Source organism: Phenylobacterium sp., from assembly GCF_036821595.1.
GTDB lineage: Bacteria > Pseudomonadota > Alphaproteobacteria > Caulobacterales > Caulobacteraceae > Phenylobacterium.
On sequence record NZ_DAISJG010000082.1, the window covers coordinates 1 to 8,579 of the forward strand.

Consider the following 8,579-nt stretch of genomic DNA (forward strand, 5'->3'; position numbering starts at 1 on the left):
GCGCGCCGGACATGGCCTTCCCGCGGATGAACAACATCTCGTTCTGGCTGCTGGTGGCCGCCTGGGTCCTGCTGTGCCTGTCCATGTTCGTGGACGGCGGGCCGGGCACCGGCTTCGGGGGCGGCTGGACGCTCTATCCGCCGCTTTCCACCTCGGGCCACGCGGGCCCGTCCATGGACCTGGCCATCCTCTCGGTCCACCTGGCCGGGGCGAGCTCGATCCTGGGCGCGATCAACTTCATCACCACCATCTTCAACATGCGCGCGCCGGGCATGACCCTGCACCGGATGCCGCTGTTCGTCTGGTCGGTGCTGGTGACGGTCTTCCTGCTGCTGCTGTCGCTGCCCGTGCTGGCCGGCGCCATCACCATGCTGCTGACCGACCGCAACTTTAACACCCACTTCTTCGACGCCGCCGGCGGCGGCGACCCGATCATGTACCAGCACCTGTTCTGGTTCTTCGGGCACCCGGAAGTGTACATCCTGATCCTGCCGGGCTTCGGCATCATCAGCCACATCGTCTCGACGTTCTCGCGCAAGCCGGTGTTCGGCTACCTGGCCATGGCCTACGCCATGGTGGCGATCGGCTTCATCGGCTTCGTCGTGTGGGCCCACCACATGTTCACGGTCGGCATGAGCGTGAACCTGCGCGCCTACTTCACCGCGGCCACCATGGTCATCGCGGTGCCGACGGGCGTGAAGGTGTTCAGCTGGATCGCGACGATGTGGGGCGGCTCCATCGACTTCAAGGCGCCGATGCTGTGGGCGATCGGCTTCATCTTCCTGTTCACCGTCGGCGGCGTGACCGGCGTGGTGCTGGCCAACGCCGGCATCGACTACAGCCTGCACGACACCTACTACGTGGTGGCCCACTTCCACTACGTGCTGAGCCTGGGCGCGGTGTTCGCGATCTTCGCCGGCTTCTACTACTGGTTCGAGAAGATGTGGGGCGTGAAGTACCGCGAGTGGCTCGCCGCCGTGCACTTCTGGGTCACCTTCATCGGCGTGAACCTGATCTTCTTCCCGCAGCACTTCCTGGGGCTCCAGGGCATGCCGCGCCGCTACGTGGACTATCCGGACGCCTTCACGCTCTGGAACCAGGTCTCCTCGTTCGGCTACGCGGTGACCCTGGCCGGCGTGGGCGTGTTCCTGGTGGTTCTGCTCGACGCGATGGTGTTCCGCCGCAAGGGCGAGGCCAACCCGTGGGGCGAAGGCGCCACGACGCTGGAGTGGACCCTGTCCTCGCCGCCGCCGTTCCACCAGTTCAACGAGCTGCCGGTGGTGAAGCCCGACGTCCACTAGGACGCAGGCGCCTCCGGGACCATCTTAGAGGGGCGCGCTCCGCAAGGGGCGCGCCCTTCGGACATTACGAGTATCATCCATGGCCATGGCTACGGCCCATCCCACCGCCCGCATCCCCGCCCGCTGGCAGGACTTCGTCCAGCTCCTGAAGCCGCGCGTGATGAGCCTGGTGGTGTTCACGGGCCTGACCGGCCTGGTCGCCGCCGACACCCCCCTGCACCCGGTGCTGGGGGCCGTGGCGATCCTGTGCATCGCCGTGGGGGCGGGCGCGTCCGGCGCCCTCAACATGTGGTACGACGCCGACATCGACGCCAAGATGCGCCGCACGCGCGGGCGGCCGGTGCCGGCGGGCCGGGTGCAGGGCGCCGACGCGCTGACCCTGGGCGTGGTGCTCTCGCTGTTCTCGGTCATGCTGATGGGCATGGCGCTGAACTGGCTGGCGGCGGGCCTGCTCGCCTTCACCATCCTGTTCTACGCCGTGGTCTACACCATGTGGCTGAAGCGCTGGACGGCGCAGAACATCGTCATCGGCGGCCTCGCCGGGGCGCTGCCGCCGGTGATCGGCTGGGCGGCGGCTGCGGGGACCGCGCCGCTGAACGCCTGGCTGCTGTGCGCCATCATCTTCATGTGGACGCCGCCGCACTTCTGGGCGCTCAGCCTCTACACCAGCGAGGACTACCAGAAGGCCGGCGTGCCGATGATGCCGGTGGTGGCGGGCGCGGCCTCCACGCGCCGGCAGATCTGGATCTACAGCCTGCTGTTCGTGCCGGTGGCGATCGCACCGGCCTTCACCGGCCTCGGCGGGGCGGCCTATCTGGCGGTCTCCGGCCTGGGGGGGCTGGTCTTCCTTCTGCTCGCCTGGCGGCTCTACCGCAGCCGGGCCGGCGAGGCGGCCGGCCAGCGCAATGATGACGGCCTCTACGACGTGCGCGCCGGGGCGAAGGACGCGCGCAACCTGTTCGCCTTCTCCATCCTGTACCTGTCCCTGCTGTTCGCCACCCTGCTGGTCGAACACCTGATGGGGCTGAAAGCCCTGGAGGTCCTCTAGATGAGCGATCCAGCCCGTGAGACCGAAGCCGAGACGAAGGCGCGGCGCGGCCGCAACATCGCCCTCGCGCTCGGCCTCCTGCTCTTCGTGATCCTGGTCTTCGTAGTCACCATCGTGAGGCTTGGCGGCAGTGTCCTTGAACCCCGGCTCTAAGCGCGAACTCACCCCGCAGCAGCGGCGCAACCGCCGCGTAGGCCTGATCTGCGGGGCCACCTTCTTCGGCATGGTGGGGGCGGCCTACGCCTCGGTGCCGCTCTACCGCGCCTTCTGCGAACTCACCGGCTTCGACGGCACGGTGCGCAAGGCCGAGGTCGCGCCGGACAGGGTGCTGGACAAGACCCTGACCATCCGGTTCGACGCCAACGTCCGCAACCTGCCGTGGACCTTCACCGCCGAGCAGAGGACGCAAGAGGCGAAGATCGGCGAGACCAAGCTGGCGCTGTTCCGGGTGACCAACAACGGGGCGACCCCGATCACCGGCCGCGCGGTGTTCAACGTGGTCCCCGAGGAGGCCGGCCTCTACTTCCAGAAGCTCGACTGCTTCTGTTTCTCCGACCAGACGATCGCCGCGGGCCAGACCGTGGACATGCCGGTGCTCTACTTCGTCGATCCGAAGTTCGCGTCGGATTTCGACACCCGGGGGGAGCAGGAGGTGACGCTCTCCTACACCTTCTTCCCGTCGGTCGAGGCGCCCCCCGCGCCGGAGACGGCGCAGGCGCACAAGCCGTCGAACGCCGGTTGAGCCTTTCCCCCTTGGCGGAGGCCTCGACGCAAGGCTATAGCGTGCGCGACTTTTGACTGCGCGCGACTCTGTCCGGCGCGTTGGGGACTTGCGAGGGGTTAGGACCGAAATGGCCGCAGGCGTCAAACACGACTACCACCTGGTCAACCCGAGCCCGTGGCCGCTCACCGGCTCGATCGCGGCCACGGTCATGGCTGTCGGCGGCGTGGCCTGGATGAAGGGCCTGTTCGGCCTGGAGAAGGGCACCTGGTGGCTGTTCGCCGCGGGTCTCGCGGGCGTGCTCTACACCATGTTCGGCTGGTGGCGGGACGTGGTGAAGGAAGCCAACCAGGGCGACCACACCCCCGTCGTCGGCATCGGCCTGCGCTACGGCATGATCCTGTTCATCGCCTCGGAGGTGATGTTCTTCGTCGCCTGGTTCTGGGTCTTCTTCGAGATGGCGCTCTTCCACGAGCACCGGACCCTGGCCTCGATCGAGGAGGTCCGCACCGCCTGGGCCACCTGGCCGCCGCACGGCGTCGAGACGGTGCCGGCCTGGGAGCTGCCGCTGGTCAACACCCTGACCCTGCTGCTCTCCGGCACCACGATCACCTGGGCCCACCACGCCCTGCAGCAGGGCGACCGCAAGAGCGCCAAGCTCGGCCTGCTCCTGACCGTCCTGCTCGGGATCATGTTCACCGCGATCCAGGTGTACGAGTACGCCCACATCCTCGACCACCAGTACTTCTTCAACGAGGAAGCGGCGAACTCCGGCCTCTACGGCTCGACCTTCTTCATGGCCACGGGCTTCCACGGCTTCCACGTGCTGATCGGGACCATCTTCCTGATCGTCTGCCTGATCCGGCTGATGAACGGCGCCTTCACGCCCAAGCAGCACTTCGGCTTCGAGGCGGCGGCCTGGTACTGGCACTTCGTCGACGTCGTGTGGCTGTTCCTGTTCGCCTTCATCTACGTGGTCTTCGGCGGCGGAGGCCACTGAGGTGGCGGAGGCCCGCAACCCGCTGCTGGCGGGGATCGCGGGCCGCTGCCCCAACTGCGGCGAGGGGCGCCTGTTCGAGGGCTTCCTGACGGTGGCGCCCCGCTGCGAAGCCTGCGGCTTCGACCTCGCCAAGGCGGATTCCGGCGACGGACCGGCGGTGTTCGTGATCCTCATCGCGGGGTTCATCGTGGCCTTCGCGGCCCTGTTCACCGAGGTCGCCTTGAGCCCGCCGGTCTGGGTCCACCTGGTCCTCTGGCTGCCCGGCACGCTCGTCCTCGTGCTGGCCATGCTGCGCCCGATGAAGGGCGTCATGCTGGCGGCGCAGTTCATGAACAAGGCCTCCGAAGCGCGCCATGACTGAGGCCTGGGACCCGGAGGTCCCGATCGGCGACCGCCGCCCCGGCCGGCGCGGCTTCCCCTTCGGCCTGACCCTGGTCACGCTCGTGGCCCTGGCGATCCTGGTCGGCCTGGGCGCCTGGCAGCTGCAGCGGCTGGCCTGGAAGCGAGACGTGCTGGCCCGCATCGAGAAGCTCCAGGCTTCCCCGCCGCAACCGGTCGGCCCGGTGCTGGACGCCCTCTCCGACGGGCGGGACGTGGGCTTCGTGCGGGTGACCGCCACCTGTCCGGGGCTCGCGACCGCGCCCTATGTCGAGCTCTACGGGCTGCGCGAGGGACAGTCGGGGGTGCGGCTGATCTCGGCCTGCGAGGTTGACGCCCTGCGCTACCGCACCGTGCTCGTGGACCGCGGCTTCGTCGCCGACACCATCTCGGCCCGGCCGCCGGTGGATCCCGCCGGCCGGGCGCCGGTGAAGGTGACCGGGGTCCTGCGGCCGCCGGAGCCGGCCAGCTTCGTGACGCCGCCCAACCGTCCCGACCGCTGGTTCTCCCGCGACGTCGACGCCATGGCCGCGGCCCTGAAGGCGCAGACGCCCGCGCCGATCTTCCTGATGGCCGAGACCTCCTCCAACCCAGAGTGGGCGGCCCTGGTGCCCGCGCCGCTGCCGGCGCAGATCCCCAATCGGCACCTGGAGTACGCCGTCACCTGGTTCGGCCTTGCGGGCGCCCTGGCCGGCGTCTATGCCGCCATGCTCTTCCGCAGGCGGAAATCCTGATGCGCTACATCTCGACCCGGGGGCAGGCGCCCTCGGTGGGCTTCGTCGACGCAGTGCTGGCGGGGCTCGCCCCCGACGGCGGCCTCTACGTGCCGGAGACCTGGCCGTCCTTCACGGACGCCGAGATCGCGGCCTTCGCGGGCCGGCCCTACGCCGAGGTCGCCGCCGCGGTGATCGGCGCCTTCGCGGGCGACGAGATCCCCAAGGACGAACTCCTGGAGATGTGCCGGGAGGCCTACGCCACCTTCAACCATCCGGCTGTCGTGCCGCTGGTGCAGCTCTCGCCCGGCGCCTTCCTGGCCGAGCTCTTCCATGGCCCCAGCCTCGCCTTCAAGGACGTGGCCATGCAGATCCTGGCCAGGCTGTACGACCATGTGCTGGGCAAGCAGAGCCGCACCCAGACCATCCTGTGCGCCACCTCCGGCGACACCGGCGGGGCGGCGGTGGAGGCCTTCCGCGGCCGCAGGAACGTCAAGGTCGTGGCGCTCTTCCCGGAGGGGCGGATCAGCGAGGTCCAGCGCCGGTTCATGACCGCCGCGACCGAGCCCAACGTCGCCTGTGTGGCGGTGGCCGGCACCTTCGACGACTGCCAGGCGATCGTGAAGCAGGCCTTCCAGGACCAGGTTCTGCGCCAGGCGGTGGACCTGTCGGGCGTCAACTCCATCAACTTCGCCCGGATCGCGGCCCAGGCGGTCTACTACTTCACCAGCGCCGTGGCGCTGGGCGCGCCGCACCGGCCGGTCAGCTTCTGCGTGCCCTCGGGCAACTTCGGCGACGCCTTCGCCGGCTATGTGGCCAGCCGCATGGGCCTGCCGATCGGCCGCATCGTGGTGGCGACCAACTCAAACGACATCCTGGCCCATGCGTTCGAGGACGGCCGCTACGTCCGCGGCCAGGTGACGCCGACCATCTCGCCGGCCATGGACATCCAGTCGGCGTCGAACTTCGAGCGCCTCTATTTCGAGAGCGTCGAGCGCGAGCCGGTTGAGACCGCGCGGGCCTTCGGGGCTTTCGCCACCGCGGGCGCCATCGACATCCCGCCCAAGGCCTTCCAGGCGATGCGCGCCATGTTCCGCGGCGTGGCCGTCGGCGAGGACGAGACGCGCCGGATCATCGTGGCGACGCTCAACGAGACGGGCGAACTGATCGACCCGCACACCGCGGTGGCCGTGGCGGCGCTGAAGCGCGTGGCCGACCTGCCGGGCCCGGTGGTGGTGCTGTCCACCGCCCATGCGGCGAAGTTCCCGGAAGACGTGGCCGAGGCCTCCGGCGTGACGCCGGCCCTGCCGCGCGGCGCCCTGGACCTTGCCGACCGTCCCGAGCGTTTCGACCGGCTGCCCGCCGAACCCGAAACGATCAAGGAATATGTCCGCGCCTTCGCCAACGCCTGACCCCGACGCCACGCCGCGCGTCCACACCCTGTCGAACGGCGTACGGGTGGTCTGCGACCCCATGCCCGGACTGCAGACCGTGGCGCTCTCGGTGGTCGCCGGCCGCGGCGCTCGCTACGAGGACGAGGCCCGCTCAGGCTGGTCGCACCTCCTGGAGCACATGGTGTTCAAGGGCGCCGGCGGCCGCTCCGCCCGCGGCATCGTCGAGGTGATCGAGGCGGAGGGCGGCCACATCAACGCGGCCACCGGCTACGAGCGCACCAGCTTCCAGGTGCGGGCGCTGAAGCACGGCCTGGACCTCGGCTCCAGCGTCATCGCCGACCTGGTGCTCAGGCCCGCCATGGACGCCGCCGACCTGGCCCGCGAGAAGCAGGTGGTGGCCCAGGAGATCGCCGAGGCGGCCGACGCCCCCGACGACCTGGTCTTCGAGCTGGCGCAGGAGGCGGCCTTCGCCGGCCAGCCGCTGGGCCGGCCGATCCTCGGCACCACGGCGTCGATCGGACGGGCGACGCCGGAGACCCTGAGCGACTGGCGCCAGGCGCTCTACGCCCCCGAGAGCCTTGTCGTGAGCGCGGCGGGCGCCGTGGACGAGGACGAGCTGCTGCGCTTCGCCGAGCGGGACTTCGGCCACGCCGAGGGTCCGTCCCTGCCGCCGCCGGAACCGGCGCACTTCGAAGCCGGCGTGCGGGCGGTGGCCAAGAAGCTGGAGCAGGCCAACGTCGTCCTGCTGCTGCCGGCCGTGGGGGTGCTCGACCCCGACTACTTCACCCTGCGCCTGCTGGCCGAGATCCTCGGCGGGGGCATGGCCTCGCGGCTGTTCCAGGAGGCCCGCGAGAAGCGCGGCCTGGCCTACGCCATCGACGCCTATTCGGAGACCTACGCCGACACCGGCGCGCTCGGCGTGTTCGCCGGCTGCGCGGCGACCGACGCCGAAGAACTGGCCCGGGTGACCGCCGGCGAGATCGTCGAGCTGACCAAGCCCGTGGGCGAGGACGAGCTCGCCCGCGCCAAGGCCCAGCTCAAGGGCTCGATGTTCATGGGCCGGGAGGGGGCGCTGGCCCGGGCCGAGCAGGCCGCCGGCCAGGTGCTGCTGTTCGGCCGCACCCTGCACCCGGACATCGTCGCCCGGGAAGTGGACTCCGTCACCGCCGAGGACATCGCCCGTCTGGTGGAGTGGATCCTGCGGGAGCGGAAGTCGGCGGTGGCCGTGCTGGGGCCCAAGGCGGCGCTGCGGGCGGCCCCGGTGTTCGAGGCCTCGCTGTTCGGCATGGCCGCCATCGGCTTCTCGCCAACCTATTGACCGCGCGCCACGAATTCCGCGACGCTGCGCGCGCCATGGCCCTGCTGGACTGGATTTCGCCGGAGAGCGGCCTTCGCGTGGAAGGCGAGGGCGTGGTGCTGCGGCCGCCACGGGCCGCCGACTATCCCGAATGGCGCGAGCTGCGGGCCGTCTCCCGCAGCTTCCTGCAGCCCTGGGAACCCACCTGGCCGGCGGACGACCTGTCGCGCGCGGCGTTCCGCCGCCGGCTGTCGGCCTACCAGCGCGACCGGGACCTGGGCGCGGCCTATCCGTTCTTCGTGTTCCGCTCCGAGGACGGGGCGCTGACCGGCGGCATCACCCTGTCCAACGTGCGGCGCGGCGTCGCCCAGATGGGCTCGGTGGGCTACTGGTGCGGCAAGCCGTTCACCCGCCAGGGGCTGACGCTGGCGGCGGTGAAGGCGGTCTCGGACTTCGCCTTCCGGACGCTCGGCCTGCATCGGCTGGAAGCGGCCTGCATTCCGGAGAACGGGCCCTCCCGCACCCTGCTCGCCAAGGCGGGCTACGTGGAGGAGGGCTACGCCAAGTCTTATCTGAAAATTAACGGCGTCTGGCGAGACCATGTCCTGTTCGGACTGACGTCGCCGCTCAGCGCGCCGGAAGGGCCGGACGAGGGTGTGTCGGTCTGACCGGCGTTTTGTTCTGCCAGGCGGCTGAAGATCCATGTCGAGCGACCGGTGGACGTGGG

Annotated in this window: 10 protein-coding genes; all 10 read left to right on the forward strand. The window is 70.0% G+C overall.

Annotated features, from left to right (window positions below; genetic code table 11):
- Positions 1-1,301: cytochrome c oxidase subunit I (locus V7Z97_RS18095; RefSeq protein ID WP_334164837.1), on the forward strand; the 1,301-nt coding region annotated here is incomplete at its 5' end.
- A 79-nt stretch (positions 1,302-1,380) separates the two neighbouring features.
- Positions 1,381-2,349 carry a heme o synthase gene (locus tag V7Z97_RS18100; RefSeq protein ID WP_334164838.1) on the forward strand — a complete coding sequence of 323 codons (969 nt, stop codon included), beginning with the start codon at positions 1,381-1,383 and terminating at the stop codon, positions 2,347-2,349.
- Positions 2,350-2,502, forward strand: a complete 153-nt coding sequence (locus V7Z97_RS18105; protein WP_334164839.1) for a hypothetical protein — start codon at positions 2,350-2,352, stop codon at positions 2,500-2,502. It begins immediately after the preceding gene.
- Positions 2,480-3,091, forward strand: a complete 612-nt coding sequence (locus tag V7Z97_RS18110; RefSeq protein WP_334164840.1) for a cytochrome c oxidase assembly protein — start codon at positions 2,480-2,482, stop codon at positions 3,089-3,091. The genes V7Z97_RS18105 and V7Z97_RS18110 overlap by 23 nt, the downstream gene beginning before the upstream one ends.
- A gap of 109 nt (positions 3,092-3,200) precedes the next feature.
- Complete coding sequence (locus V7Z97_RS18115; RefSeq protein ID WP_334164841.1) at positions 3,201-4,070, forward strand: cytochrome c oxidase subunit 3; 870 nt, start codon at positions 3,201-3,203, stop codon at positions 4,068-4,070.
- Between the two features lies 1 nt (position 4,071).
- Positions 4,072-4,431 (forward strand): DUF983 domain-containing protein, encoded by a 360-nt coding sequence (locus V7Z97_RS18120; protein ID WP_334164842.1) that lies wholly within the window; start codon positions 4,072-4,074, stop codon positions 4,429-4,431.
- Complete coding sequence (locus V7Z97_RS18125; protein WP_334164843.1) at positions 4,424-5,182, forward strand: SURF1 family protein; 759 nt, start codon at positions 4,424-4,426, stop codon at positions 5,180-5,182. The genes V7Z97_RS18120 and V7Z97_RS18125 overlap by 8 nt, the downstream gene beginning before the upstream one ends.
- Positions 5,182-6,573 (forward strand): threonine synthase, encoded by a 1,392-nt coding sequence (thrC, locus tag V7Z97_RS18130; protein ID WP_334164844.1) that lies wholly within the window; start codon positions 5,182-5,184, stop codon positions 6,571-6,573. Before V7Z97_RS18125 ends, thrC begins: the two co-directional genes overlap by 1 nt.
- The gene (locus tag V7Z97_RS18135; RefSeq protein WP_334164845.1) at positions 6,548-7,873 is read left to right on the forward strand and encodes a M16 family metallopeptidase; all 1,326 of its coding nucleotides are present in this window, start codon (positions 6,548-6,550) and stop codon (positions 7,871-7,873) included. Before thrC ends, V7Z97_RS18135 begins: the two co-directional genes overlap by 26 nt.
- 35 nt (positions 7,874-7,908) lie before the next feature.
- Positions 7,909-8,520, forward strand: coding sequence for a GNAT family N-acetyltransferase (locus tag V7Z97_RS18140; protein WP_334164846.1), 612 nt, complete (start codon positions 7,909-7,911; stop codon positions 8,518-8,520).
- Positions 8,521-8,579 lie beyond the last annotated feature (59 nt).

Excerpts from the sequence above, each read along its gene's own strand:
- V7Z97_RS18135 (WP_334164845.1), top strand. The coding sequence starts at position 6,548 with ATGTCCGCGCCTTCGCCAACGCCTGACCCCGACGCCACGCCGCGCGTC.
- V7Z97_RS18140 (WP_334164846.1), top strand. The coding sequence starts at position 7,909 with ATGGCCCTGCTGGACTGGATTTCGCCGGAGAGCGGCCTTCGCGTGGAA.
- V7Z97_RS18115 (WP_334164841.1), top strand. The coding sequence starts at position 3,201 with ATGGCCGCAGGCGTCAAACACGACTACCACCTGGTCAACCCGAGCCCG.
- V7Z97_RS18100 (WP_334164838.1), top strand. The coding sequence starts at position 1,381 with ATGGCCATGGCTACGGCCCATCCCACCGCCCGCATCCCCGCCCGCTGG.
- V7Z97_RS18125 (WP_334164843.1), top strand. The coding sequence starts at position 4,424 with ATGACTGAGGCCTGGGACCCGGAGGTCCCGATCGGCGACCGCCGCCCC.
- thrC (WP_334164844.1), top strand. The coding sequence starts at position 5,182 with ATGCGCTACATCTCGACCCGGGGGCAGGCGCCCTCGGTGGGCTTCGTC.
- V7Z97_RS18105 (WP_334164839.1), top strand. The coding sequence starts at position 2,350 with ATGAGCGATCCAGCCCGTGAGACCGAAGCCGAGACGAAGGCGCGGCGC.